Origin of the sequence: Prauserella shujinwangii, assembly GCF_003001955.1 — a bacterium.
Taxonomy (GTDB): Bacteria; Actinomycetota; Actinomycetes; order Mycobacteriales; family Pseudonocardiaceae; genus Qaidamihabitans; species Qaidamihabitans shujinwangii.
Genome location: NZ_PVNH01000005.1, coordinates 147,101 through 172,768, shown reverse-complemented (window position 1 = coordinate 172,768; position 25,668 = coordinate 147,101). Strand labels below are relative to the sequence as shown.

The window sequence follows — 25,668 nt, the reverse complement described above, 5'->3', positions numbered from 1 at the left end:
ACTGCCGGCTGGGATCAGGCGTCGGCCTTCTGGAACTCGAACTTCTTCGCCGCCTCGGACGTGAAGTCGTACTTCAGCGTGGCCAGGCCGAACGGCTTGCTCGGGTCGACCGAGAACAGCGTGGTCGAGCGTGGCGGGTTGCGCGTGTCGGCGGGACCGTAGGTGTAGTCGCCGGTCAGCCCGTCGAACGACACGGTGCCCAGCTCCTCGCTCGCCCGCAGCAGGCCCGCGTGCGAGAGGTCACCGAGTTCGACCGCCTTCTCCAGCAGCGCGGTCATCGCCCTCGCCTGGTTGTAGCCGAACGCGAAGTAGTAGTCCGGCTCCTGGTTCGGCGCGTACTGCTCGACCCGGTCGATCATGTCCTTCATGCCGGGCACGGACTCGTCGCCCCACTCGGTGCCCTCGGCCGCGATCGTGACGTACTGCCGCATGTACGGCGCGACGGCCGACTTCGCCAGCGCGCTGACGAAGCTCGGCGACTGGGCGTACCACTTCGGCGTGAACTTCGCCTGCGCCGCGGTGCCCCAGATCTTGCCCGCGTCGGTCGGTGTCGCGGTCAGGAACACCATCTCGCAACCCGCGCCGGCGAGCGCGCCGATCTGGCCCGCGTAGTTCTCCGTGCCGACCTTGAACCGCTGGGTGTTGGCGACCTCGAACCCGTACTCCTTCGCCGCGAAGTCGATGCCCTCCTGCCCGGCCTCGCCGTACACGTCGTCCTGGATCATCGTGCAGATCGTCGAGTCGGTGGTGCCGCCGCCCTCGCTGAGGTAGTGGTCCATCGCGTTGATCGACTGGATCTGGTACGGCGCGCCGATCGGCAACAGGTTCGGCTCACGCACCCAGAACGCGTCGAGCGAGGCCGGGGCGGCGATCATCTCGTCGCTCTGCAGCAGCGGCAGCACGGCCAGGGTCGGCGCGGTGCCGAGGATCTGGGTGAAGGCGACGACATCGCCCTTGACCTTGTTGTACTGCTGGACGGTCACGTCCGGCTTGTACTGCGTGTCCTCCTGGACCAGCTCGACCCGGTACTTCCCCGCGATGCCGCCCTGGGAGTTGATGTGGTCGAACCACACCTTGTTGCCCGAGGTCAGCGGCTGCCCGATCACCGCCACCGGACCGGAGAGCGGGCTCAGCACGCCCAGCTTGATCGTCGTACCGTCGAAGCCGGCCGTGGTGGCCGGTTCGCCCGCCTGCCCGCCGCCCGAGCCGCCGTCGTCCCCGGCCCCACCGCACGCCGCCACGAGCAGCGCGGTCGCCGCGAGCGCCGATACGGCCGTCCATCTCTTCGTACGCACCATGAGCCTCCTCAGTACGAAAACGGCCAGGCCTTGAAGTAGGCCTTGGTCCGCAGCCAGATGCCGGCCAGCCCTCGTGGCTCCAGCACCAGGAACAGCACGATCAGCACCCCGAACAGCGCCTGGTTGAGCGCGAAGACGCTGATGAACCCCTCACCGCCGACGCTCGTGCGCACGCCGGGGATGACCTCGCTGTAGCGGTCGATGATCGCGGGCAGCGCGCCCACGAAGATCGCGCCGAGCACGGAGCCGAAGACGGTGCCCAGCCCGCCGACGATGACGATCGCGATGTACTGGATCGACAGCAGCAGGTTCCACTCGTCCGGGCTGACGAACTGCTGGTACGACCCGAACAGGGCACCGGCCGCCGATGCGATCGCGCTGGACAGCATGAACGCGCCGATCTTGTACCTGCCTGCTCGTACGCCGATCACCTCGGCGGCCTGGTCGCGGTCGCGGACGGCCTGCAGCGCCCGGCCCGGCCGGGTCCGCACGAGGTTCTTCGCCAGCAGCGCGACCAGCGCGACGAGCCCCCAGACGAGCCAGAACCAGCCCTGGTTGCGCGAGTAGCTCTCCCCGAACAGGGTCAGATCACCGAAGTCGAGCGGCCCGATCGCCGGTTCCGCCCGCACGGACGTGCCCGAGTTTCCGCCGGTGACCGGGGTCAGGTTCCGCCACAGATGCTCACCGATGAAGATCAGGCCGAGGGTGACGATCGCGAGGTAGTGCCCGCGCAGGCGCAGGGCGAACGGCCCGATCAGCCCGCCGAGCACGGCGCCGATCAGTGCCGCGGCGAGCAGCCACAGCGGCAGCGGGAGCCCGGTGTCGCCGCCGACGCGGGCCGCCACGTAGGCGCCGGCGCCGATGAAGAACGCGTGCCCGAGCGAGATCTGTCCACAGTAGCCGGTCAGCAGGTTCAGCCCGATCGCGCCGATCGCGGTGATCCCCACGTAAATGAGCACCGAGAGCCAGAAGTCGTCGTGCAGCACCGTGGGCAGCAGCAGGAACACGGCGACGAGCGCGACGAGCCCCGCCCGCGACAGCGGCGTGCCGAACAGCCGGAGCTCGTCGGCGTAGCCGCGGACGAGGTTGCGGTGTGGACCGGCCATCAGATCCGCCTCACTTCCTTGGTGCCCAGCAGTCCGTACGGCCGGATCAGCAGGATCACGATCATCAGCAGGTAGGGCACGATCACGGAGACGTTGTCGCCCGCCCACGAGAACAGCCGGTCCTGGTATCCGCGGGTGATGGCCTCGGCGAGGCCGATGATCAGCCCGCCGAGCACGGCGCCGGCCGGGGAGTCCATGCCGCCGAGGATCATCGCGGGGAACGCGGCCAGCGCGATGAATCCGATCGACGGGGTCAGCCCACCCGGCCCCGCGGCCATGAGGATCCCGGCGAGGGCGGCGAGCGCGGCCGCGATGGCCCACGACGTCGCGTACACCTTGCGCGCGCTGATGCCCTGCGCGAGCGCCGCTTCGGGGTCGAAGGCGGTCACGCGCATGGCCAACCCGAGCGAGGTGAACCGGAAGAACAGGAAGAACGCGAGCACGACCGCGGCGGTGAGCCCGATCGTCCACAGGTCCCGCACCCCGAAGACGAGCCCGAACGCCTCGACCGTGCGGATGTTCCACGGGTTGTCCACCTGCTTGTGCTCGAACCCCCACACGGCGGTGATGAGCGGTTCCAGCACGAACAGCAGTCCGATGGTGATCATGATGACGGCGAACGGCGGCTGGCCGACCATGCGGCGCAACACGATCCGCTCGAACGTCGCGCCGACGAGCGCGGCCGAGAGGCAGCACAGCAGCACCGCAACGGCGAACGCCACGGCGAGGTTGTTCGAGAACGTGTAGCCGAGGTAGGCACCCAGCGCCAGCAGGCCGCCCTGGGCGAAGTTGATCACTCCGGTCGACTTGTAGATCACCACGAAGCCCAGCGCCACGAGGGCGTACGTGGAGCCGAGCGAGAGGCCCGCGAAGCAGTTCTGCAGGAACGTCGTCACCGGTACATCGCCTCGATCTCGTCGGTGAAGGCCCGCTCGATGGCCCGGCGTTTGACCTTCTGGGTCGCCGTCAGCTCCCCGTCCTCATGGTCGAGCTCCTTGGTCAGCAGCGTGAAGCGCTTGATCTGCTCCACGCTGGCCAGCTCGCGGTTGATCTCGGCGACCACGCTCTCGACGAGCGCGCGCACCTCCGGCCGCGCCGAGAGGTCGGCGTAGGTGGTGTAGGCGAGTCCGCGCCGCCGCGCCCAGTCGCCGACGGTGTCCTGCTCGATGCCGATCAGCGCGGTCAGGTACTTGCGCCGGTCGCCGATCACCACGGCCTCGCGGACGTACGGCGACACCTTCAGCCGGTTCTCGATCTCCGAGGGCGAGATGTTCTTGCCGCCCGCGGTGATGAGGATGTCCTTCTTGCGGTCGGTGATGCGCAGGAACCCGTCGGCGTCCAGCTCGCCGACGTCGCCGGTGTGCAGCCAGCCTTCGGAGTCCACGGTGGCCGCGGTCGCCTCCGGGTTGTCGAGGTAGCCGAGGAACACGCCTGCCGAGCGGGTGAGGATCTCGCCGTCCTCGGCGATCCGCAGCTCCACGCCGGGCAGGGCGACGCCGACCCGGCCGAGCCGCACGTCGTCGGCCGGGGTGAGCGTGCAGATGGCGGTGTTCTCGGTCTGCCCGTACCCCTCGAGCACCGGCACCCCGATCGCCCACAGGTACTCCAGCACCTGCGGTGCGATCGGTGCCGCCCCGCTGAGCGCCACCCGCACGCGGACGAGGCCGAGCCGCTCGCGCAGCGCGCGGAACACCAGCACCTCGCACAGCGCGAGCAGCGCCCGGTCGCGCACCCGCAGCTCGCCCCGCATGCGGAACGGGGCCAGCCGCCTGCCCTGGCGCAGGCAGAACCGGTAGAGCGCGCGCTTGAGCCTGCTCGCGTCGTTCATCCGGATCTCGACGCCCGCGAGCATCTTCTCCCACACGCGGGGCACCCCGAGGAACACCGTGGGCTGGACGTCGCGCAGGTCGTGGGCGAACGAGGGGCCGCCCTCGCCGAAGTTCACGACGGAGCCCGCCCACACCGAGTCGATCACCGAGGTGAGCCGTTCCGCGATGTGACAGAGCGGGAGGTAGCTGAGCACCTCGTCGTCCGGTCCGCCGCCGAGGGCCTCGACGAACGTGCGGGCGGAGGCGACCAGGTTGGCGTGGGAGATCATCGCGCCCTTCGGCGGCCCCGTGGTGCCGGAGGTGTACACGATGATCGCGGCCGCGGTGTCGTCGAGGTCGGCCACCGCGTCGGCGAACGCGCCTGCCGGGTCCTCGGTCTCCGCGCCGCGCCGTTCGAGCTCGGCGAACGTGAGCAGCCCGGCCTCCGCCAGGTCGACGCCGCGCGGGTCGATCAGCACGATGTGCTCGAGGGCGGGCAGGCGCTCGCGCACGGCGAGCGCCTTGTCGAGCTGTTCCTCGTCCTCGGCGACGAGCACGCGGCAGCCGGAGTGCGCGAGCAGGTACTCGACCTCGGCCGCGGGCGACGTGGGATACACGCCGACGCACTGGGCGCCGAGCCCCTGCACGGCCAGGTCGGCGACGACCCACTCGGGCCGGTTCTCCGCGTGCACGGCAACGCGGTCGCCCGGCCCGATCCCGAGCTGCCGGAGCCCGGCGGCGACGTGGGCCACCCGGCGCGCGTACTCGGCCCACGTCCACTCCCGCCAGATGCCCCGGTGCTTCTCGCGCAGGGCGACGGCGTCCGGCCGCGTGCCTGCGTTCTCGAGCAGCTTGCCCGCCAGCGTGGCTCGTGAGTGAGAAACGTCGTGAGGCCCACCCGTCGCCCGGCCGCCACCCCTGGCGGAGGCGCTCCGCGCCGCTGCGCCATCGTCGCTCACCACCGGCCGCGTGCTCATGCGGCACCTCCCAGGTAGGCCTCGATCACCTGCGGATCGTGCTGGATCTCGCTCGGCTCGCCGGTCGCGATCGCGACGCCGAAGTCGAGTGCCAGCACCCGGTCGGCGAGGTCCATCACCAGGCTCATGTCGTGCTCGACGAGGATCATCGCGAGCCCCAGCTCGCGACGGACCTCCAGCAGGTACCGGGCGGTGTCCTCGGTCTCCTCGAGGTTCATGCCCGCCACCGGTTCGTCGAGCAGGAGCAGGCGCGGTTCCATCGCGAGCGCACGGCCCAGCTCGGCGCGTTTGGCCACGCCATACGGCAGCAGCCCGGCGGGCATCCGGCGGTACGGCTCCAGCTCGAGCAGTTCGATGATCTCCTCGACCGCCGCGCGGTGGGTGATCTCCTCGCGCTTGGCCCTGCCCCACCAGAACATCCCGGCGAAGAAGCCGGTGCGCATCAGGTGGTGCCTGCCGAGCATGAGGTTCTCGACGAGGGTCAGGTGGCCGAACAGGCCGAGGTTCTGGAAGGTGCGCGCCACGCCCATCGCCGCGATGTCCGCGGGCGCCCTGCCGACGAGCGACCGGCCGTCCAATGTGATGGTTCCCTGCTGCGGCCGGTAGACGCCGTTGAGGCAGTTGAAGATGGAGGTCTTGCCCGCGCCGTTCGGCCCGATGACCGCGAACAGCTCGCCGTGCCGGACCGCGAAGCCGACTCCGTCGAGCGCGGTGACGCCACCGAACCGCAGGGTGAGGTCGCGTACCTCGAGCAGCGGGTTCGGCGCGGGCGGTTCGGTCACGCGCTCCATCGCTTCTTCCTCCGGTAGCTCTTGACCTCGGCGAAGGAGCGCCGCTCGCCACCCGCGGAACCGAGGTAGAACTCGCGGATGTCCTCGTCGGCGAGCAGCTCCGCGGCGGGGCCGTCCTTGACGACCTTGCCGGTCTCCAGCACGTAGCCGCGATGCGCGATCTCCAGCGCCATCACCGCGTTCTGCTCCACCAGCAGAACGCTCGTGCCCTGCTGGTTGATCTGGACGACGATGTCGCGGACCTGCTCGACGAGTTTCGGCGCCAATCCGAGCGACGGCTCGTCGAGCAGCAGCAGGCGGGGCTGGGCCATCAGCGCCCTGCCGATGGCGAGCATCTGCTGCTCGCCGCCGGAGAGATAGCCCGCGACCGACCGCCTGCGCCGCGCGAGCACCGGGAACAGGTCGAGCACCCGCGCGTAGGACTCGTTGATCTCGGTGCGGGACCGGCGGGTGTACGCGCCCGCGCGCAGGTTCTCGTCGACGGTGATCTCGGCGAAGATCCGCCTGCCCTCCATCACCTGTGCGATGCCCTTGCGCACCACCTCCGCGGGATCGGCCGAGGTGATGTCCTCCTCGCCGAGGTGCACCGTGCCCTTGGTGATCTTCCCGCGGTGCGGCACGAGCAGGCCGGTCACGGCGCGCAGCAGCGTCGTCTTGCCCGCGCCGTTGGCGCCGAGGAGGGCGACGATCTCGCCGGAGGGCACGCTCAGGCTGACGCCGCGGAGGACGAGCACCACATCGTCGTAGACGACTTCGAGGTTGCTCACGGACAGCATCGGTGGCGGCACCGCGGTACCCCTTTTCCGATCAGCGTTGAACGGAGTGAGTAACCCACAGTGATGTGGATCACATGCTACGGACGGTAGTGCGCTTGCTGGACGAGCGGCAAGAAGCCGGAGGCCGAAGTGAAGCGAACTGTGACCTTTCGCGCGGTGGCAGGATGGCGGCCGTGGAACCGCGAACCGTACGAGACACAGTCCGGGGGCTGTGGGCGGACGACATCCTGCCCAGCCTGTCCGGTCTGGTGGAGATCCCCGCCCTTTCGCCCGCCTTCGACCCCGCGTGGGCCGCGTCCGGCCACCTTGACGCCGCCGTGGAGCACGTCCGGGGCTGGCTCACCGCACGGGACGTCCCCGGTGCCCGGGTCGAGGTCGTGCGGCTGGAGGGCCGCAGCCCCGTCCTGCTGCTCGACGTCCCCGCGACCGAGGGCGCCGAGGACGCCGGGACCGTCCTGCTGTACGGGCATCTCGACAAGCAGCCTCCGGTCGGCGGCTGGTCGGAGGGGCTGGGCCCGTGGCAGCCGGTGGTCCGGGACGGCAGGCTCTACGGCCGGGGCTCCGCCGACGACGGCTACGCCGGTTACGCCGCGACCGCGGCGCTGGAGGCCGTCCGCGCGGCCGGAGGCGCCCACGCCCGCGCCGTCGTGCTGCTGGAGACCGGCGAGGAGTCCGGCAGTCCCGATCTGCCCGCCTACCTCGAGCACCTGTCCGGCCGGCTCGGCCGGGTCTCGTTCGTCGTGTGCCTCGACTCCGGCGGGAACGACTACGAGCGGCTGTGGCTGACCACGAGCCTGCGCGGTATGGCGCAGGTGCGGGTCACCGCCCGCGTCCTCGACTCCGCCCAGCACTCCGGTCTGGCCAGCGGGGTCGTGCCGAGCTCGTTCCGGGTGCTGCGGCAGCTGCTCGACCGGCTGGAGGACTCGGCGACCGGCGAGATCAGGCTCGCCGAGTGCAACGTCGAGATCCCGGAGAACCGCCTCGCGGAGGCGAGGGCGGCCGTGTCCGCCGCGCCCGGCGCGGTGCGGGACGCCTACCCCCGGCACGGCGCCACGAGGCCGGTCAGCGAGGACGAGATCGAGCTGCTGCTGAACAACAGCTGGCGACCCACGCTGTCGGTGATCGGCGCCTCCGGTCTGCCGGAACCCGCCGAAGCGGGCAACGTGCTGCGCGACCACACCACGCTGGCGCTGAGCTTCCGGCTCCCGCCGACCGCCGACTCCGCGGCCGCGCTGAACGCGGTGGAGAAGGCCCTCACCACCGACGTGCCGTACTCGGCGACCGTCGAGGTGTCCGGCACGGAGGCGGCGGACGGCTGGAACGCGCCGGACGCGGCGCCGTGGCTGGCCACGGGCCTGGAGCGGGTGAGCGAGCAGGTGTTCGGCGCCCCGTGGCGCGCGATCGGTCTCGGCGGCTCGATCCCGTTCATGGGCCTGCTCGGCGCGAAGTACCCGGAGGCGCAGTTCCTGGTCACCGGTGCGCTCGGCCCCGACTCCAACGCCCACGTGCCGGACGAGTGGCTGCACCTGGAGCAGGCCCAGCGCGTGACCGAGGCGGTCGCCCACCTGCTGCACGCGCACGCGACCGCCTGACCGCTCCCCGCCCGAGGCGTCATGAGTGGCTCGTGACGGACGAAAACGCCGGTAACGAGCCACTCATGGCAGTTCTGGGTGAGCGTTTGGTTACCGGGTGTTCATGCAACCCGTCCGTAACGCCCCGATGCTGTGCAGTGGCCTTCAAGAGTGGCAGGATGCGTGCACTCAGCCAGTATGAACTACTAGGAGTGACAACGTGGCGCGTCGAAGCAACCTCAGGGCGCTCATCCTGCTGCCCGCACTGGCGCTGGCCGCAACCGCGGCGGGCTGTGCGGAACAGGTCAACACGGGCGGAGACACTCAGGCCGGAGACGAGATCTCCCTGATCAACGAGGGCAAGCTGACCACGTGCACGCACCTGCCCTACCCGCCGTTCCAGTTCTCCGAGGGTGACAAGACGGTCGGCTTCGACGTCGACCTGGTCGACCTCGTCGCCAAGGACCTCGGGGTGGAGCAGGAGATCTTCGACACCTCGTTCGAGGGCATCGAGTCCGGTGCCTCCTTCGAGAACGGCAGCTGCGACATCGCCGCCGCCGCGATGACCATCACCGAGGATCGCGAGAAGGTGATGGACTTCTCGGAGGGCTACTTCGACGCGAACCAGGCGCTGATCGTCCCCAAGGGATCCGGCATCAAGACGCTGGAGGACCTGCGCGGCAAGACGCTCGGCGTCCAGCTCGGCACCACCGGTGAGGAGTACGCCCAGAAGAACAAGGAGAAGTTCGGCTACGAGATCCGTCAGTACGAGGACCTCGCGCTGCTCCAGACGGCGGTGAAGACGAAGCAGATCGACGCGGGCATCAACGACAACTCGGTGCTCTACTACTTCGCCAAGACCAACCCGGACACCGAGGTCACCGAGGAGTTCCCGACCGGCGAGGAGTACGGCTTCGCCGTGCGCACCGGCAACGGCGCGCTGCTCGCCAAGGTCAACGAGGTGCTGGACAAGGCCAAGCAGGACGGCACCTACGACCAGATCTACGAGAAGTGGTTTGGCACCAAGCCGGAGAGCAAGTAGCCGAACGCCCACCCCCTCGTGAGTGGGAAACGTGGTTCTCACCACGTTTCCCACTCACGAGCGGGCACCTTCTCGAGGAGTCCACTTCCATGGCGATGTCGCGGCGCAAGCGCGCCCAGGTCATCCGCGGCGTCCAGTACGCCGTGCTCGTGCTCGCGATCCTGCTGGTGGTCCTGCTCGCCGACTGGCAGACGATCGGCAGCCAGTTCTTCAACCTCGAAGCGGCCCGCACGCAGATCCCCGAGGTGATCACCACGGCACTGGTGAACACCGCCGTCTACACCGCACTCGGGTTCGCGGTCGGATTCGGCCTCGGGCTGGTCTTCGCGTTGATGAAGCTCTCGTCGGTGGGTCCCTACCGGTGGATCGCCACCGCCTACATCGAGTTCTTCCGGGGCATCCCGGCGCTGCTGGTGTTCATCGCGCTCGGGTTCGGCGTGCCGCTGGCATTCAACCTGAAGTTCGACGTCTACTCGACGGCCGCGATCGCGCTGGGCCTGGTCGGTTCGGCCTACATCGCGGAGACCCTGCGCGCGGGCATCCAGGCCGTCCCGAAGGGACAGATCGAGGCCGCCCGCTCGCTGGGCATGTCCGCGGCGCGGACCAACGTCACCGTCGTCATCCCGCAGGCGTTCCGGATCATCCTGCCGCCGCTGACCAACGAGCTGATCCTGCTCACGAAGGATTCCTCGCTCATCTACCTGCTCGGCCTCTTCCGGGACGACTTCGAGCTGGCGAAGTTCGGCCGGGAGGGACTGAACGCGACCAACTCGATGACGCCGATCCTGCTCGCCGGGTTGTGCTACCTGCTCATCACGGTTCCGCTGGGTCACCTCTCGCGGTACCTCGAGGGCCGGACCGGACGTAAATCGGAACGAGGACTGAAGGTGACCGCATGAGCGACGTGATCGTCGAGGTCTCCGGACTGCGCAAGGCGTTCGGCACGCTGGAGGTGCTCAAGGGCATCGACATGAGCGTGCGGCGCGGTGAGGTCGTCTGCATCATCGGCCCCTCCGGCTCGGGCAAGTCCACCCTGCTGCGGTGCGTGAACCTGCTGGAGGAGCCGAACGCGGGCACGGTCGTGGTCAACGGGTTCGAGATGACGGACCCCGACGTCGACATCGACCGCGCGCGCCGGGGCATCGGGATGGTGTTCCAGGCGTTCAACCTGTTCGGGCACCTCTCGGTGCTGGAGAACCTCACCGTCGCCCAGCGCAAGGTGCTCAAGCGCGACAGGGACGAGGCCGAGCGGATCGCGATGCGGAACCTGGAGAAGGTCGGCCTCGCCGAGAAGGCGGGCTCGATGCCCGCGCAGCTCTCGGGTGGCCAGCAGCAGCGCGCGGCCATCGCGCGGGCGCTCGCGATGGATCCCGCGGTGATGCTGTTCGACGAGCCGACGTCGGCGCTGGACCCGGAACTGGTCGGTGACGTGCTGACGGTCATGCGGCAGCTCGCCGAGGAGGGCATGACCATGCTCGTCGTCACGCACGAGATGCAGTTCGCCCGCGAGGTCGCCGACAAGGTGCTGTTCATGGACGGCGGTGTGGTGGTCGAGGAGGGGCAGGCCGCCCAGGTGATCGGCGAGCCGCGGCACGAGCGCACGCGGTCGTTCCTCGCCAGGGTGCTCAACCCGGTGCACGCGGGCGAGTAGCCGGTCGGTCGCCCGATCGGGAACCGGGTGCGGCGGGTGAGCGTCCGAGTACGTGCAGTGGACGCGAGCAGAGGAGCCGCCGATGCCGGGGTTCAGGCCCTTCGGGCGGGACGGGGTCGCCGAGGACGAGCCGGACGGGGGTGAGCCGGAGCGGCCGCCGTTCGACCCGTTCGACCCGGAGCCGGACAGCGCGTACGAGCTCAAGGCGGCCGACCTCCTCCGGCCGTTCGTCGAGCCGGGCTCCGGCGGGCTGCGCCGCTGGCGCAAGCAGGCGACGAACGCGCCGATCGTGCAGGTCGAGGACGCCTACATCACCGGGAAGCTCGACCTGCGCGCCGCCGAACTGCGGTACCTCTTCCGCTTCGAGCGGTGCCGGTTCGAGCAGCCGCCGGACGTGCGCGAGGCGAACCTGCTCGGGCTGGTGTTCCGCCGGTGCTGGCTGCCGGGGCTGAAGGCCCGCAACATGCGCAGTCACAACGACGTCCGGCTCATCCGCTGCGTGGTCGAGGTGGAGACCGGTGGCCGTGCGGACAACGAGACGACGGTCCGCAGGGCGACCGAGGCCGACCGCGGGGTGCCGGACGCCGCCGTGAACTTCACCGACGCGGTGATCGACGGCTCCATGGTGCTGACGCGGACGAAGATCCGGCACCCTCGCGGCAAGGCGCTGCAGGGCGACCGCCTCGTCATCACGGGCGCGCTGCTGGCGTACCGGCTCGAGGCGTCCGGCGAGGTGCGGCTGCCCGGCCTGCGCACCGGTGGCAACGTCAACCTCTCCGGCGCCACGCTCGACAATCCGGACGGGTTCGCGCTGAACGGCAACGGCACCCACATCGGCGGCAGCCTGCTGTGCGAGGTGGACAACTTCGGGCTCCCCACGGAGCGGACGCGGTTCACCGCGCGGGGGCTGCTGTTCCTGCCCAGCCTGAAGGTCGACGGCGACATCGTGCTGCGCGGTGCCGAGCTGGTGGTCGACCAGAACGGGGAGATCGTCGTCGACGCTTGGAAGACGGGCGACTGGTACGTCGATCCCCGGCCGGCGCTGATCGCCGACCGGCTCCAGGTGGAGGGCAACGTCGAGCTCAGCGACCAGCTCGACGTGACCGGCACCCTGCGGATGGTGAACGCGCGGATCGGCGGGTCGCTGCGGCTGGCGGGCGCCCGGCTGCACGTGAGCCGCGACGACACCCCGCCGTACCGGGACCGGGCACTGCACCTCGACGGCAGCGAGATCGGCGGCGACATCGACGCCTCGAAGCTGTGGGCCGCAGGGCACGTCCGGTTCGCCGACGTGAGCGTGCGGGGCAACGTCATCGTGGCCGACGCGACGTTCTTCCATCCCGAGCGCGACGCGGTCTCCGCCCGCCGTACCCGGGTGTCGGGCAACCTCACGATCACCGACAGCTCGGTGTCCGGCACGCTGCGGCTGCAGGGTGTCGAGGTCGGCGGGAGCATCGAGCTCTATGGCACCGACCTGGTGCTGCCGGAGATCGCGGAGTCCAGCAGCTGGTCGGTCGACCTGCGCTCGGTGAAGGTGGCCCGGAACCTGCTGCTGTCGGCCAACCGGGGCAGGCCGTTCCACGCCGACGGCGGGGTGGCACTGGACGGCGCCGTGATCGCGAGGCGGATCGACCTGAACGGAGCCGAGCTGCGGTCGACGCCGAAGCACGGGATCGCGCTCGACGCCGGGGACGCCACCGCCGACGACTTCGTGCTGGCGCCGGCGCACCCGCCGGAGGGCAGGGTCGTCCTGACCGGCGCGCAGTGCGGCACGCTCGACGACAACCCGGCGCTGTGGCACGCCACCGGCGGCGTCGAGCTGGAGGACTTTCGCTACGGCGCGCTGGAGACGCCGATCGAGCTGCGCGACGACCGTGCGGTCCACCGCCGGATCGCGATGCTGCGCGACGCGATGGGTGGGTACCGGCCGGGCCCCTACGACCAGCTGGCCGCGATGCTGCGAGCGAGCGGCAACGAGGAGCACGCGTACACGGTGCTGATGCGCAAGCAGCAGTTCCGGTACGAGTCGCTGGCCAGCGGCTACCGCGTGCTCGGCTTCGGGGTGCGGCTGTGGAGCTGGCTGCAGCGGTGGATGGTCGGCTACGGCTACCGGCCCGTCCGCGCGCTGGGCTGGCTCGCGATGCTGCTCGTCGCGGGCAGCATCTGGTTTGGTTCCGGCTCCGACGACTGCGCCAGCCTGGGGCTCGCCGACCTCGGCGAGCGGTGCGCGGTCAACGCCGACGACACGGGCCTCGACTGGAATCCGGTGCTCTACACGGTCGACCTGCTGGTGCCGATTGTCGACTTCGGCAACAAGGGCCGCTGGTACATGGACGGTGCGGACAAGTGGGTCGCGACCGGGTTCACGGCGATGGGCTGGGTGCTGGCGACGACGGTGGCGGCCGGTGTGACGCGCACGCTCAAGCGCAACGGTGGTTGACCTCCGGCATACCGGCGGTATGTTGCTTGCCATGGAGCCGAACGCGATGGGGCGGATCGACATCGACGCGCCTGCCGAGCGGGTGTACGCGCTGATCAGCGACCCGGGGACGCTGGCGGAGCTGGCCGGCGAGTACACGGGTTACCGCTGGCTGGGCGGGGCGACGCGGGCGCGGCCGGGCGCCCGTTTCCGGGGGGACAACCGCAACGGCATCCGCCGCTGGAGCACGTTCTGCACGATCGACGAGGCGGACGAGGGCGCGCGGTTCGCGTTCGAGGTGACGTTCGGCCCGATCCGGGTCTCGCGCTGGCAGTACGACATCGAGCAGGCCGAAGGCGGCTGCAGGGTGACCGAACGCACGTGGGACCGGCGCCCTGGCTGGTTCCGCGCCGTGTCCGGGCCGGTCGTCGGCGTGCGTGACCGGGACGAGCGGAACCGGGCCAACATCGCCGCCACGCTCCGTCGGCTGAAGGAACGCGCTGAGTCGTAACACGCGGTGCTCCGGCGGCGATGTGCGGTTGTCGTCCGTTCCCTCACGCAGAGCACAGGCAATCACATGCGACTCGCCGTCACGATCGTCGCCGTCGTCGCCCTGGCCGGTCTCACCGCCGCGTGCGGTGAGGAGAGGCACCCGGCCTCGTCCGCGCCGAAGCTGTGGCAGACCGGCACCCGTACCCCGACCGTCACCCTCACCGAACCCGCCGGCGGCCCGCTGAAGGACCTGCGCGGCCGCTGACGGCCGCACCGCGACGGCCGGAAACCGTCCCGCTCACGCCACCGGAGCCGTCGCTTGACAGGCAAGTAGTAACTTGCCTATAACGGGTCCGTGGACGCGGAACCCGACCTGTTCAAGGCGATCGGCGACGCGACGCGGCGCATCATCCTGGACGAGCTGACCGAACGGGACGGTCAGACGCTGTTCGAGATCTGCGGCCGGCTGGCCATGAAGCACGGCCTCGGCTCCTCCCGGCAGGCGATCTCGCAGCACCTCGCGGTGCTCGAACAGGCGGGGCTGGTGCGTACCCGCCGGCAGGGCCGGTACAAGTTCCATCACATCGACCCGAGCCCGCTGCGTTCGATCGTCGAGCGGTGGCCGATCGACCGAGAGGAACCGAAGTCATGATCCGCATCAATATCACCAGCGTGCTCGTCGACGACCAGGCCAAGGCGCTGGCCTTCTACACGGAGAAGCTCGGGTTCATCAAGAAGACCGACGAGCCCGCGGGCGGCGCCCGCTGGCTCACCGTGGTCTCCCCCGCCGACCCGGACGGCGTCGAGTTGCTGCTGGAGCCGGACGGTCACCCGGCCGTCGGCCCGTTCAAGCAGGCCCTGGTCGCCGACGGCATCCCGTTCACCCAGTTCGCCGTGGACGACGTCTACGCCGAGGTCGAGCGACTCAAGGGGCTGGGCGTCGAGTTCACCCAGGAGGCGACCGACCTGGGGCCGGTGGTCACCGCCGTCCTCGACGACACCTGCGGCAACCTGATCCAGCTGGCCACCATGAAGTAGCCGTCCGCCCGGTGCTCGCCGCCGCTGACGGCCGGGTCACATCTGCCCACCCCGGTGGGAAGGTGCCCGCCGGGCATCGCGTTGAGTGGGGGTGTGAGTGCGACGAACCCGGCCGCGCGTGTGCGGGCCCCCGAACTCGCCGGTGACGTCTGGCTGAACACCGGCGGCAGCCCCCTGCGGCTCGCCGAACTGCGCGGCAAGATCGTGTTGCTGGACTTCTGGACGTCCGGCTGCATCAACTGCCTGCACGTGCTGGACGAGCTGCGCCCGATCGAGGAGGAGTTCGCCGACGTGCTCGTCACGATCGGCGTGCACTCGCCCAAGTTCCTGCACGAGGGCGAGGCGGCCGCGATCGAGGCCGCCGTCGAGCGGTACGGCGTGCACCACCCGGTGCTCAACGACCCGGACCTCACCACGTGGCAGCAGTACGCCGTCAAGGCCTGGCCCACGCTCGTCGTCGTCGACCCGGAGGGCTACGTCGTGCACGTCGCCGCGGGTGAGGGGCACGGCGAGGCGCTGCGCAGGGTGCTCGCCGACCTCGTGCGCGAGCACGACGGCAAGGGCACGCTGCGCCGAGGGGACAGCCCGTACGTGGCGGCCGGGGCCGACGACCCGGATGCCACGAACGGCACCGAGCTGCGTTTCCCGGGCAAGGCGGTGGTCACCGCCGAGGGGCGCGTCCTCGTCGCCGACAGCGCGCACCACTCGGTCGCCGAGTTCGCCTCCGACGCCGAGACCGTGATCCGCCGCTTCGGCAGCGGAGAGCGGGGCGCGCGGGACGGCGCGTTCGACGTGGCGACCTTCGCCGAGCCCGCCGGGCTGGCGCTGCTGCCCGCCGGGGTCGCCGACCAGGTGGGCTACCACCTCGTTGTGGCCGACACGGCCAACCACCTGCTCCGCGGTGTCGACCTGCGCACGGGCGGCGTGCGCACGGTCGCGGGCACCGGGCGGCAGTGGCGGGACGGGCCTGCCGAGGGTCCCGCGCTCCGGACGGACCTGACCAGCCCGTGGGACGTCGAGTGGTGGGACGCCGTGGACGGGCTCGTGATCGCCATGGCGGGCAATCACACGCTCGGCGTGTTCGATCCCGTCGCGGGCACGGTGCGCAGGCTCGCGGGCACCACCGTGGAGGGTCTGCGCGACGGCGCGGCGGAGGAGGCGTTCCTCGCCCAGCCCTCCGGGCTCGCCGCCGACGGTGAGCGGCTGTGGTTCGCCGACGCCGAGACCTCCGCGGTGCGCCGGGTCGAGCGGGACGGGGACGGGTTCACCGTGCACACCGCCGTCGGCACGGACCTGTTCTCCTTCGGCCACCGGGACGGGCCCGCAGCCGACGCGCTGCTGCAGCATCCGCTCGGCGTCGCGGTCCTGCCGGACGGCGCCATCGGCGTGGCCGACACCTACAACGGCGCGGTGCGCCGCTACGACCCCGGCACCGGCGAGGTCTCGACCCTCGCCAGGGGCGTCGCGGAGCCGTCCGGACTGGTGGTGACCGAGGGCAGGGTGCTGGTCGTGGAGTCGGCGGCCCACCGGCTGCGGGCGCTGGAGGAGGGTGCCGCCGAGGACGTGACCGGAGACCCGCACGCGGTGCGCAGGCCGCCGACCGTGCTCGCGCCGGGCGAGGTGGAGTTCTCCGTGGAGTTCGTGCCGCCGCCCGGGGAGAAGCTGGACGACCGGTTCGGCCCTTCGACGCGGCTGGAGGTGAGTGCCTCGCCGCCGGAGCTGCTCGCGGACGGCGCGGGCACCGGCACGGAGCTGAGCCGTGTCATCCGGCTCAGTGCCGCCGCCGACGGCCCCCGCGAGGGTGTGCTGCAGGTGGTCGCGCAGGCCGCCAGCTGCGACGACGACACTTCCGGTGCCGAACACCCCGCCTGCCGCGTCACCCGGCAGGACTGGGGCGTTCCGGTGCGTCTCGATCCGGAGGGAGACGGCAACCTTCGCCTGGTCATGGCGGGAGCGCCCAGGTCGTAGCATGACACTCGTGGCAGAACCCAACAGCTCGGTCGGACCGGACGCGAAGCTCGAGATCCAGATGCTGCACGACCGTGTCCTCGTCCGCGTCCCCCGCGACGACGGCGAGCGGCGCAGCGGCGGCGGCATCGTGATCCCCGCGACCGCCCAGGTCGCACGCAGGCTGTCCTGGGGTGATGTACTGGGAGTAGGTAACAACGTACGCAACGTGAAGGTCGCCGATCGGGTGCTCTTCAACCCCGAGGACCAGCTTGAGGTGGAGATCCAGGGCGAGTCGTACCTGGTCATGCGCGAGCGGGACATTCATGCTGTGGCGAGTGAGCGCACCGAACACGGAACGGGGCTCTACTTGTAGGCGACTCGTAGGCCCCTGCTAGGTCACCCCTCGGCAGCGGGAGCGGCACCATGGCGGACTCCGATCCGGACCTCGTCGACGAGCTGTTCGCCGGCGATCGGGCCGCCATGGCGCCGCCCACGGTGGGCAGGCGGATCCGCGGCTGGGTGGGCCGGGTGTGCATGGTCGCCGGGGGCCTGCTCGCGCTGTTCGCGGTGCTCTATGCCGCGGACCTGATGGCCAGCGCGGGTGACGTGCCCCGTGGCGTCACCGTGTCCGGGGTGCCGGTCGGCGGGCTGAGCCGGTCGGCCGCCGAGTCGACGCTGCGGCACGAGCTGGACCACCTCCGCACCGAACCGCTCACCGTGCGCGCGGGGAACGTCGAGGTGCGGCTCGACCCGGTCGAGTCCGGGCTCGGTCTCGACTGGGCGGGGACGGTGGAACGCGCGGGCAGGCAGCCGCTCGATCCCCTCACCCGGTTGCGGTCGTTCTTCGGCTCGCGGGAGGTCGGCCTGGTGACCACCGTCGACGCGCAGCGGCTGCGGGACACCCTCACCGGGCTGGCGCGGGACCGGATCGACCGCGACGTGATCGAGGGCGACATCGGGTTCCGGACCGACTCGGGTGGGGGCACGGTGCACCCGTTCGTGGTGGAGCCGAGGCCGGGCCAGCGGCTCGCCGACGTCGACCGGGCCGCACGGCTGGTCGCGAACGGCTGGCCGGCAGCCGGTCCGGTGGAGGTGCCCGTGGAGGTGGAACCGCCCGAGACGACCCCGGAGGGGGTGCACGCGACCCTGCGGGACACCGTCGAGCCGATGGTGTCCGGCCCGGTGCGGTTCCGCGGGGACGGCGCGGAGGCGGTGCTCGCGCCGAGGGAGATCGCCGGTGCGCTGAGCTTCCGGCCCGCCGACGGCGGGCTCGCGGTCGAGGTCGACCGCTCCCGGTTGCGGCAGGCGGTCCGCGCCGAGCTCGGCCGGACGGAGGAGCCTGCCCGGGACGCGAACCTCGTGTTCACCGGTTCCCGGCCGGAGGTGCGGGCAGGCGCACCGGGCAGGCGCATCGACTGGGCACGGACGTTCGCGCCCTTCGTCGACGTGGCGACCAGCCGGGACGGACGTGAGCTGCGGGTCGTCTACGACACCCGGCGGCCCGACGTCACCACCGCGGAGATCGAGCGGCTCGGCATCGTGGAGGTCGTCGCCGAGTTCACCACGGACGGCATGGCGGGAGCCGTCGCGCGGAACGTCGCGACGATCGCGCGGGCGGTGAACGGGGTGATCGTGCGGCCGGGCGAGACATTCAGCCTCGATGCGCACACCGGCCCGCGCACGAGGTCACAGGGCTACGTCCGGGCGCCGGTGTACGAGGACGGCACGGGCCGCCCGGTGATCGGCGGCGGGGTCTCGCAGTTCACCAGCACGCTTCACAACGCCGTCTACCTCGCCGGCCTGGCGGACGCCGGGCACACCGAACACCCCTACCACCTCGACCGCTACCCGTTTGCCCGCGACGCGATTTCGCTGCGTCCTGACGGATCCAGTGTGGACTACTCGTTCACCAACGACACGCCGAAGGGCATCGCGATCCAGACGCGAGCCTCCGGCTCGTCGGTGACGGTGACGTTGTGGGGCACCAGGCACTACCGCGTCGACAGTGTGACGAGTGGACGGTCCGGCTTCGAGCCGCCTCCGATCGTCCGCGAAAGGGGCGGCGACTGCACGCCCTCACGTGGCGAGCCGGGTTTCCGGGTGTCCGACACGCGGATCAGGTACGAGCTGGACTCCGGCAGGGAGGTCGGCAGGCAGACCAGGCAGGTGCGGTACGCGCCGCGACCGGTGGTGCTGTGCGTGCGGTCAACGTAGGACGACGCAGTCGGCCGCCTCCAGTTCCGCCAGCCAGGTGGGCGATCGCAGGTCGGGGTTCCAGCGCAGGTCCAGCTTCGCGAGCCGGGGCAGGCCGAGCAGCGCGCGCGGCAGCTCCCGCAGCCCGTTGTCGCGCAGGTCGAGCAGGCGCAGATCGGTGAGCCTGCCGACGGATCCGGGAAGGCGGAGCAGCCGGTTGCCGCGCAGGTGCAGCTCGCGCAGCGCGGTGAGCTCCCCGATCGAGTCGGGCAACGCCGTGAGCGCGTTGCGGTAGAGGCGGAACTCGCGCAGGGCGGCCAGCCCGGAAAGGTCGCGGGGCAGCTCGGTCAGCAGGTTGTCGGTGACGCCGAGGTAGCGCAGCCGGTGCAGCCCGCAGAGCGCGTCCGGCAGCTCGGTCAGCCGGTTGTCGCTGAGGTAGAGGTACTCGGTGAGGCCGGGCAGGGTGCCGAGCTCGTCCGGTACGGCCGTCAGGCGGTTGTGCCCGAGATCGAGGGTGTGCAGGGCGGTGAGCTCGGCGATGCGCGGCGACAGCCCCGTCAGCTCGTTCTCGGCGACGATGAGCACGCGCAACCCGTGCTGTTCCCACAGCCAGTCCGGCAGCGCGCGCAGTCGGTTGCGCCAGGCGTTGAGCGTTTCGAGGCCGGGGAACCGTCCGCCGGGTTCGGGAAGTTCGGTGAGGTCCTGGCCGCTGACGTCGAGCACGCGTTCGTCCACAGGGGCCGAAACTAGCGGCGGGCCCGCGCACCACCGTGCGCGGGCCCGCCGGAACGGAGTATCGGATCAGCGCCGGATGCGCCGTTTGGAGTACATGCCTGCCACCAGGGAGACGCCCACGCCTGCCAGGACGACCTGCGTGATGAACTCGAGCCAGTCCCAGCCGTCGGTGTCCGCGTAGCCGAGACCGCGGGCGATCGCGGTGCCGATGAAGGCGGCGACGATGCCGACCACAATGGTCAGCCAGATGGGGATGTTCTGCTTGCCCGGGGCGACCAGCCTGCCCAGCACACCCAGTACCAGCCCGACCAGGATCGCGGAGATGATTCCCGAGACAGCCATGGTGCTTCTCCTATGCCGATGAACGGTTTACCCGTCCGGGTTACCCATTCTCGCTCCGGAACACGCCTGGAGCCAGTGGAGGCCGCCCTCTTCCGCCGAAGCGGTGAGGGCGGCCTCCGGTCACGGATTGCGCCGCCGGATCAGAAGGCGGCTTCGTCGATCTCCATCAGGTCGTTGTCGGCGGCCTCCACGATCGCCCGCCGGGCGGACAGCTCCGGCAGCACGGTCTTGGCGAAGAACGAGGCCACGGCGAGCTTGCCCTGGTAGAACGGAGCGTCCTTCGTGGACGCACCCGCGTCGAGCTTCGCCTGCGCCACCTCGGCCTGACGGAGCAGCTGCCAGCCGACGAGCAGGTCACCGGCCGACATGAGCAGGCGCACGGTGTGCTGACCGACCTTGTAGACGCTCTTCGCGTCCTCCTGCGAGGCGGTCAGGTAGCCGATCATCGTGCCGAGCATGGCCTGCGTGTCGTCCAGGGCCTGCTTCAGCAGCGCGCGCTCGGCCTTGAGCCTGCCGTTGCCCGCCTCCGACTCGATGAACTTGGTGATCTCACCGGCGATGTAGGTGAGCGCCTTGCCCTTGTCGCGGACGATCTTGCGGAAGAAAAAGTCCATCGACTGGATGGCCGTGGTGCCCTCGTACAGCGAGTCGATCTTCGCGTCGCGGATGTACTGCTCGATCGGGTAGTCCTGCAGGAAGCCGGAGCCGCCCAGGGTCTGCAGCGACTGCACGAGCTGCTCGGTGGCTCGTTCGGACCCGACGCCCTTGACGATCGGCAGCAGCAGGTCGTTGACCCGCTCGGCGAGGTCGAGCGACTCGGCGTCGGCACCGTCGCCCTCCCCGACCCAGACCTGGTCCTGGAACGACGCGGTGTAGAGGTACACCGCCCGCAGGCCCTCGGCGTAGGCCTTCTGCAGCATCAGCGAGCGCCGCACGTCCGGGTGGTGCGTGATGGTCACGCGCGGTGCGGTCTTGTCGAGCATCTGCGTGAGGTCGGCGCCCTGCACGCGCTCCTTGGCGTACTCCAGCGCGTTGAGGTAGCCGGTGGACAGCGTCGCGATGGCCTTGGTGCCCACCATCATCCGCGCGTACTCGATGACCTGGAACATCTGCGCGATGCCGTCGTGCACCTCGCCGAGCAGCCAGCCCTTGGCCGGGACGCCGTGCTGGCCGAACGTGAGCTCGCAGGTCGTGGAGACCTTGAGGCCCATCTTGTGCTCGACTCCGGTGACGAAGGCGCCGTTGCGCTCGCCGGGCTCACCGGTCTCGGTGTCGAAGTGGTACTTCGGCACGAGGAACAGCGACAGGCCCTTGGTGCCGGGCTTCGGCTCGATACCCGGCCCCTCGGGCCGGGCCAGCACCAGATGCATGATGTTCTCGGTCATGTCCTGGTCGCCCGAGGTGATGAAGCGCTTGACGCCCTCCAGGTGCCAGGAGCCGTCTTCCTGGAGCACGGCCTTGGTGCGGCCCGCGCCGACGTCGGAACCGGCGTCCGGCTCGGTCAGCACCATGGTGGCGCCCCATGCGCGCTCGATCATGAGGCGGGCCCAGCGCTTCTGCTCCTCGGTGCCGTTGCGGTCGAGGATCATCGCGAAGTTCGGGCCCGCCATGTACATGAACAGCGCGGGGTTGGCGCCGAGGATCAGCTCGGACGCGGCCCACTGCACCGTCGGGGGCAGGCCGAAGCCGCCCAGCTCGTTGGTCAGGCCGATGCGCCACCACTCGCCGTCCCAGAGCGCCTGGTAGCTCTTCTTGAACGACTCCGGCAGCGTGGCCGAGAAGGTCTTGGGGTCGTAGACCGGCGGGTTGCGGTCGGCGTCGGCGAAGGACTCGGCCAGTGGGCCGACGGCGAGGTTGTTCAGCTCGGCGAGGACGCCGCGGGCGGTCTCCTCGTCCGAGTCGGCGAGGACGCCCTTGCCCAGGCGCTCCTGGACGCCCAGCACCTCGAACAGGTTGAACTCGAGGTCACGGACGTTGCTCTTGTAGTGGCCCATGTCGTTACTCCGTACGGTTGTTCGGCACTCCGGCTGGGCACTGCCTTTGCGGTGGACATCGCTGCCCTACTGGCCGGTAACATGAGGGTATTACCTGCTGGTAACCGGCGGCAAGCGCGTTCACCTGGTTTGTGATGTACGGATCTCGGTCGTGGGGTCCACGGCGTCGTCCGGCCTCGCGATCAGGATGCCGCTGCGGAAGGCGGTGGTCACGGCATGTGTCCGGTCACGGGCGGAGAGCTTGCGCAGGATGCTCTTCACGTGCGTGCGCACCGTCTCGACGGACAGGTACAGCACCTTGGCTATCGCGGAGTTCTCGAGTCCCTCCGCCACGAGCTGCAGGACCTGGTACTCCCGCCGGGACAGCGGCATCTGCGGCCGGTTTCCCTGCGCGGCGGGCTGCCCGTTCGGGGCGGTGGTGTGCCGCTTCGGCCGGGCGGTCAGCGAAGCCAGGGCCGGGTCGACGTAGCGCCGGTCCGTGTGTGCCCGCCGGATGGCCTCGGTGACCCGGCGCGGGTCGGCCGACCTCGGCACGGTCGCGTGCGCGCCCGCGGCGACGGCGGTGGACAGGAACCCGGGCGTGCGCTGGGAGTCGCGGACCAGCACGATCACGACCAGCGCGGGGTCGCCGTCGCACAGCAGCCGGATGAGGTGGCAGTTGGGGTCGAGCCCCGAGTCGACGATCACGATGTTGGGCCGCAGCTGATCGCACAGCTGCAGCGCGGCATGGTGGGTGGCCGCGTGCCCGAGCCAGCGCAGGCCCGGCGTGCGGTGCACGAGCGCACTCAGGCCCTCCCGGAAGATCGGCACCGGGTCGAGCGCGGCGACGGTCAGCGCCCTCGTGCCCGCCGCGCCAAGGCCGGACGCTGCCCGGCTGGAGTCCATGTTGTGCGCCATTCGCTCTCCGTCTCCCTCACGCCCCGGTCACAGGGCGCGTTCGCTCGCCGCATCGCACGGCCCCCCTGCGAGGTCGGGCCAGTCCCCCCTGCTGGGACTCGGCACCCATCACCTCGTGACGCTTTGGACGACCATTCATTTAATCCGTGACGGAGATTCCCCCGAGCGGGGGGTGTGCCTGCGCTGAGCTGCGCTGATGCACCGCGTACGCGGCGACACGGTGGGTTACGACGAGGCGGCCCGCAGGCGCGCGAACTCCTCGGCGAGCGTGGCGGGAGTCCAGTGCGCGTTCAGCCCACTCGGGTTGGGCAGCAGCCACACGTTCGTGGCCCCGACCTGCTCCTCCTGCGGTCCCACGGCGGCCTTGGGCCTGCCGAACGCGGCCCGGTATGCCGTGATGCCCACCACGGCGAGCCACCGCGGGCGATACTCGAGCACCTTGCGGACGAGATCTTCGCCACCCGCGCGCAGTTCCTCGGTGCTGAGCTCGTCGGCGCGTGCGGTCGTCCGGTTGACGAGGTTGGTGATGCCGAGGCCGTAGTCGAGGAGTTCCTCCTGTTCGTCGGCCGTGAGCCTGCGGGGAGTGAAGCCGCTGCGGTACAACGCGGGCCAGAACCGGTTTCCGGGGTGGGCGAAGTGGTGGCCGGTGGCGCCCGAGTGGAGACCGGGGTTGATGCCGCAGAACAGCACGCGCAACCCCGGCGCGATCACGTCCTGGATGCCGCGTCCGTGCGCCGCGGCGAGCTCGGCTTTCGTCGGTCGGGCCATGCCCCGGAGTGTGCCCCGGCTGCGAACGCGGTACGCAGGAGCCATGACCGCTCGAGTGATCGCCGTGGCCGTGGACTGCACCGACGCCGAGACGCTCGCCGCGTTCTGGCGTTCGGCTCTCGGCTACCCGGAACCGCGCCGCTGGCGTGACGCCGACGGGCTGGAGTACGTCCAGCTCGACGGCGAGCCGACGCTGTTGTTCCAGCCCGTGCCCGAGGGCAAGGCGGGCAAGAACCGCCTGCACCTCGACGTCGCACCCGGTGCGGGCGACCAGCGCACCGAGGTCGAGCGGCTCGTCGCGCTCGGGGCGCGGGTGCTGGCCGACGAGGACCGGCACCCGTGGGTCGTGCTCGCCGATCCCGAGGGCAACGAGTTCTGCGTGCTGCCGCCCCGCTGACCGGGCCAACGTCGGGGGTGGCGAAGCCGTCGCGAAATGCGTACGCTGTGTGACCTGGCGCACAAGACGGCATCAAGGGGGATGGCGTGCAACCCGCATTGGTCATCGGCCTCGCCGTACTGGTTCTCATCGCCGCGGCGGCCACTGTCCTGCTGGAGGACCAGCGGGCCGAACGGCGGCATGCGCAGCAACGGCAGGCACGGCTCGCGCGACTTGGTGAGGCCGACCCGCTGGCCCCGATGCGGCTGCGGGAGCGGGCCGGGCGGCGCCCGCCGACCTGACCGTGCGGGTCGCGTTCCGCAGCGCCACGAACAGGCTGGCCGCGATCCAGCCGAGCGCCGCTCCGGCCGTGTTGTTCATGAGGTCGTCGACGTCGAAGACGCGGTAGACGAACGGCGCGGTGCCGAAGTTGGCGGTCAGCTGCGTGGTCTCGATCAGCAGTGAGATGCCGAGACCGAGCAGCGTGGTGCGGAGGAGGCCACGCCGCCACAGCGACCTGGCGAGCAGTCCGAACGGCACGAACAGCAGCACGTTCATGCAGGCCTGCTGGAACGTCTGCGTCAGCAGTGCCTCCGAGGCGGGCCTGCCGTACTTCGCCAGTTCGGTGCCGATGTCGCCGACCCACTGGAACGGCACGAGCTGGACGGTCTGTTCCAGCCGGGGTCCTTCGGGGTCGGGCAGCGGCAGGAGCACCACGGCCAGTGCGAGGCAGGCGTAGGCCACCACGGCGCCGGAGAGGGCCAGCCGCGCGGGCCGGATGCGGCCGAACCGGGCGCGGTGGCTGATCAGCTGCGGGATGAGCAGGGTGGACCACACCGCGAGGGCCGCGAGGAGCCCGTCGCGCAGTGCCGAGACCTGTGCCGTCGTCATGATCCCGACGCTAGGGCCGGGACACCTCGGCTGACCTCGGTCGATGGGCCGCCACCCGGGTCCGGGATCGGCCGGTCGGCCGATGGCCGGTCGGTTCCCGTTCTGCCAAGCGCCGGGCGGGCGGCGGCGCGAGGATGGCCGCGAGGAGGTGGGACATGCCCACGTGGGAAGACGTCGTGGCCCTCGCGGCACGACTGCCGGGGGTCGAGGAGTCGACCTGGTACCGCACGCCGTCGCTGAAGGTCGGGGGTAGGGGGTTCGCGCGCCTGCGCACGGAGGCCGAGGGCGCTCTGGTGCTGATGTGCCAGCTGGACGAGAAGCAGGCGCTGCTCGGATCCGGAGATCCGGCGTTCTCCACGACCGCGCACTACGACGGGTACGGCGCGATCCTGGTGAACCTGGAGCTGGTGGACCCCGATCAGCTGGCCGAGCTCGTCGAGGAGGCGTGGCGGCTCAAGGCGCCGGCTCGCCTGCGGAAGGCGTTCGACGCGGGCCCCGGCTAAGCGGCTCAAAGGTAAGTTGCGGCGAACGGTTGCTCTTGGCGAACGGTTCG

26 protein-coding genes are annotated in these 25,668 nt (G+C 70.6%); 14 read left to right on the top strand and 12 right to left on the bottom strand.

Translation table 11 applies throughout. The features are described from left to right. Window positions 1–14 precede the first annotated feature (14 nt). The 6 genes from B0I33_RS13550 to B0I33_RS13525 are packed head-to-tail and all read right to left on the bottom strand — an operon-like array spanning window position 15 to window position 6,756. Window positions 15–1,295, bottom strand: coding sequence for an ABC transporter substrate-binding protein (locus B0I33_RS13550; protein WP_245900651.1), 1,281 nt, complete (start codon window positions 1,293–1,295; stop codon window positions 15–17). 11 nt (window positions 1,296–1,306) lie between these two features. Then, window positions 1,307–2,404 (bottom strand): branched-chain amino acid ABC transporter permease, encoded by a 1,098-nt coding sequence (locus B0I33_RS13545; RefSeq protein ID WP_106179104.1) that lies wholly within the window; start codon window positions 2,402–2,404, stop codon window positions 1,307–1,309. Beyond that, window positions 2,404–3,300, bottom strand: coding sequence for a branched-chain amino acid ABC transporter permease (locus B0I33_RS13540; RefSeq protein ID WP_106179103.1), 897 nt, complete (start codon window positions 3,298–3,300; stop codon window positions 2,404–2,406). Before B0I33_RS13540 ends, B0I33_RS13545 begins: the two co-directional genes overlap by 1 nt. Then, window positions 3,297–5,189: an AMP-dependent synthetase/ligase gene (locus B0I33_RS13535; protein ID WP_106179102.1), complete on the bottom strand. Its 1,893-nt coding sequence runs from the start codon at window positions 5,187–5,189 to the stop codon at window positions 3,297–3,299. Before B0I33_RS13535 ends, B0I33_RS13540 begins: the two co-directional genes overlap by 4 nt. Beyond that, window positions 5,186–5,980: an ABC transporter ATP-binding protein gene (locus tag B0I33_RS13530; protein WP_106179101.1), complete on the bottom strand. Its 795-nt coding sequence runs from the start codon at window positions 5,978–5,980 to the stop codon at window positions 5,186–5,188. Before B0I33_RS13530 ends, B0I33_RS13535 begins: the two co-directional genes overlap by 4 nt. Next, a complete protein-coding gene (locus B0I33_RS13525) occupies window positions 5,968–6,756 on the bottom strand; it encodes an ABC transporter ATP-binding protein (protein ID WP_106179100.1) in 789 nt (262 codons plus the stop codon). The genes B0I33_RS13530 and B0I33_RS13525 overlap by 13 nt, the downstream gene beginning before the upstream one ends. Window positions 6,757–6,920: 164 nt before the next feature. On the opposite strand from B0I33_RS13525, the gene B0I33_RS13520 reads away from it, so the two are divergent. The 12 genes from B0I33_RS13520 (at window position 6,921) to B0I33_RS13465 (ending at window position 19,133) form a co-directional block, all read left to right on the top strand. Further along, window positions 6,921–8,348, top strand: coding sequence for a M20/M25/M40 family metallo-hydrolase (locus tag B0I33_RS13520; RefSeq protein WP_106179099.1), 1,428 nt, complete (start codon window positions 6,921–6,923; stop codon window positions 8,346–8,348). 199 nt (window positions 8,349–8,547) lie between these two features. Beyond that, the gene (locus tag B0I33_RS13515) at window positions 8,548–9,369 is read left to right on the top strand and encodes a basic amino acid ABC transporter substrate-binding protein (RefSeq protein WP_106179098.1); all 822 of its coding nucleotides are present in this window, start codon (window positions 8,548–8,550) and stop codon (window positions 9,367–9,369) included. 89 nt (window positions 9,370–9,458) lie between these two features. Further along, window positions 9,459–10,268, top strand: a complete 810-nt coding sequence (locus B0I33_RS13510) for an amino acid ABC transporter permease (RefSeq protein ID WP_106179097.1) — start codon at window positions 9,459–9,461, stop codon at window positions 10,266–10,268. Continuing rightward, window positions 10,265–11,020, top strand: a complete 756-nt coding sequence (locus tag B0I33_RS13505) for an amino acid ABC transporter ATP-binding protein (RefSeq protein WP_106179096.1) — start codon at window positions 10,265–10,267, stop codon at window positions 11,018–11,020. Before B0I33_RS13510 ends, B0I33_RS13505 begins: the two co-directional genes overlap by 4 nt. Window positions 11,021–11,102: 82 nt before the next feature. After that, on the top strand, window positions 11,103–13,460 hold the full coding sequence (locus B0I33_RS13500) for a translocation/assembly module TamB domain-containing protein (protein WP_106179095.1): 2,358 nt from the start codon (window positions 11,103–11,105) through the stop codon (window positions 13,458–13,460). A 31-nt stretch (window positions 13,461–13,491) separates the two neighbouring features. After that, window positions 13,492–13,950 (top strand): SRPBCC family protein, encoded by a 459-nt coding sequence (locus B0I33_RS13495; protein ID WP_106179094.1) that lies wholly within the window; start codon window positions 13,492–13,494, stop codon window positions 13,948–13,950. 66 nt (window positions 13,951–14,016) lie between these two features. Continuing rightward, entirely contained in the window at window positions 14,017–14,196 is a 180-nt protein-coding gene (locus B0I33_RS13490) for a hypothetical protein (RefSeq protein WP_106179093.1), read from the top strand. A 90-nt stretch (window positions 14,197–14,286) separates the two neighbouring features. Next, window positions 14,287–14,583, top strand: coding sequence for an ArsR/SmtB family transcription factor (locus B0I33_RS13485; RefSeq protein WP_106179092.1), 297 nt, complete (start codon window positions 14,287–14,289; stop codon window positions 14,581–14,583). Then, window positions 14,580–14,969: a VOC family protein gene (locus tag B0I33_RS13480; RefSeq protein ID WP_106179091.1), complete on the top strand. Its 390-nt coding sequence runs from the start codon at window positions 14,580–14,582 to the stop codon at window positions 14,967–14,969. Before B0I33_RS13485 ends, B0I33_RS13480 begins: the two co-directional genes overlap by 4 nt. Before the next feature lie 120 nt (window positions 14,970–15,089). After that, complete coding sequence (locus tag B0I33_RS13475; protein WP_106179423.1) at window positions 15,090–16,937, top strand: NHL domain-containing thioredoxin family protein; 1,848 nt, start codon at window positions 15,090–15,092, stop codon at window positions 16,935–16,937. A gap of 1 nt (window position 16,938) precedes the next feature. Continuing rightward, window positions 16,939–17,292 (top strand): GroES family chaperonin, encoded by a 354-nt coding sequence (locus B0I33_RS13470; protein ID WP_106179090.1) that lies wholly within the window; start codon window positions 16,939–16,941, stop codon window positions 17,290–17,292. 50 nt (window positions 17,293–17,342) lie between these two features. Further along, entirely contained in the window at window positions 17,343–19,133 is a 1,791-nt protein-coding gene (locus tag B0I33_RS13465; RefSeq protein ID WP_106179089.1) for a VanW family protein, read from the top strand. Here the strand turns inward: B0I33_RS13465 and B0I33_RS13460 are convergent. The 5 genes from B0I33_RS13460 to mug all read right to left on the bottom strand — a co-directional run bounded on the left by B0I33_RS13460 (window position 19,125) and on the right by mug (window position 23,848). After that, window positions 19,125–19,847, bottom strand: a complete 723-nt coding sequence (locus B0I33_RS13460; RefSeq protein ID WP_106179088.1) for a leucine-rich repeat domain-containing protein — start codon at window positions 19,845–19,847, stop codon at window positions 19,125–19,127. The two genes, B0I33_RS13465 and B0I33_RS13460, sit on opposite strands and share 9 nt — an antisense overlap. Window positions 19,848–19,913: 66 nt before the next feature. Continuing rightward, a complete protein-coding gene (locus B0I33_RS13455; RefSeq protein WP_106179087.1) occupies window positions 19,914–20,189 on the bottom strand; it encodes a GlsB/YeaQ/YmgE family stress response membrane protein in 276 nt (91 codons plus the stop codon). 140 nt (window positions 20,190–20,329) lie between these two features. Beyond that, a complete protein-coding gene (locus tag B0I33_RS13450; protein WP_106179086.1) occupies window positions 20,330–22,183 on the bottom strand; it encodes an acyl-CoA dehydrogenase in 1,854 nt (617 codons plus the stop codon). A gap of 120 nt (window positions 22,184–22,303) precedes the next feature. Continuing rightward, window positions 22,304–23,080, bottom strand: coding sequence for a LuxR C-terminal-related transcriptional regulator (locus tag B0I33_RS13445; protein ID WP_106179085.1), 777 nt, complete (start codon window positions 23,078–23,080; stop codon window positions 22,304–22,306). A 225-nt stretch (window positions 23,081–23,305) separates the two neighbouring features. Next, window positions 23,306–23,848 (bottom strand): G/U mismatch-specific DNA glycosylase, encoded by a 543-nt coding sequence (gene mug, locus B0I33_RS13440; RefSeq protein ID WP_106179084.1) that lies wholly within the window; start codon window positions 23,846–23,848, stop codon window positions 23,306–23,308. 43 nt (window positions 23,849–23,891) lie between these two features. On the opposite strand from mug, the gene B0I33_RS13435 reads away from it, so the two are divergent. Further along, window positions 23,892–24,245, top strand: a complete 354-nt coding sequence (locus B0I33_RS13435; RefSeq protein WP_106179083.1) for a VOC family protein — start codon at window positions 23,892–23,894, stop codon at window positions 24,243–24,245. A gap of 126 nt (window positions 24,246–24,371) precedes the next feature. Here B0I33_RS13435 and B0I33_RS13430 read toward each other — a convergent pair whose 3' ends face one another. Next, entirely contained in the window at window positions 24,372–25,115 is a 744-nt protein-coding gene (locus tag B0I33_RS13430; protein WP_106179082.1) for a VanZ family protein, read from the bottom strand. Between the two features lie 155 nt (window positions 25,116–25,270). Between B0I33_RS13430 and B0I33_RS13425 the strand changes: the two genes are divergently transcribed. Beyond that, window positions 25,271–25,618: an MmcQ/YjbR family DNA-binding protein gene (locus B0I33_RS13425; protein ID WP_106179081.1), complete on the top strand. Its 348-nt coding sequence runs from the start codon at window positions 25,271–25,273 to the stop codon at window positions 25,616–25,618. Window positions 25,619–25,668: the final 50 nt, after the last annotated feature.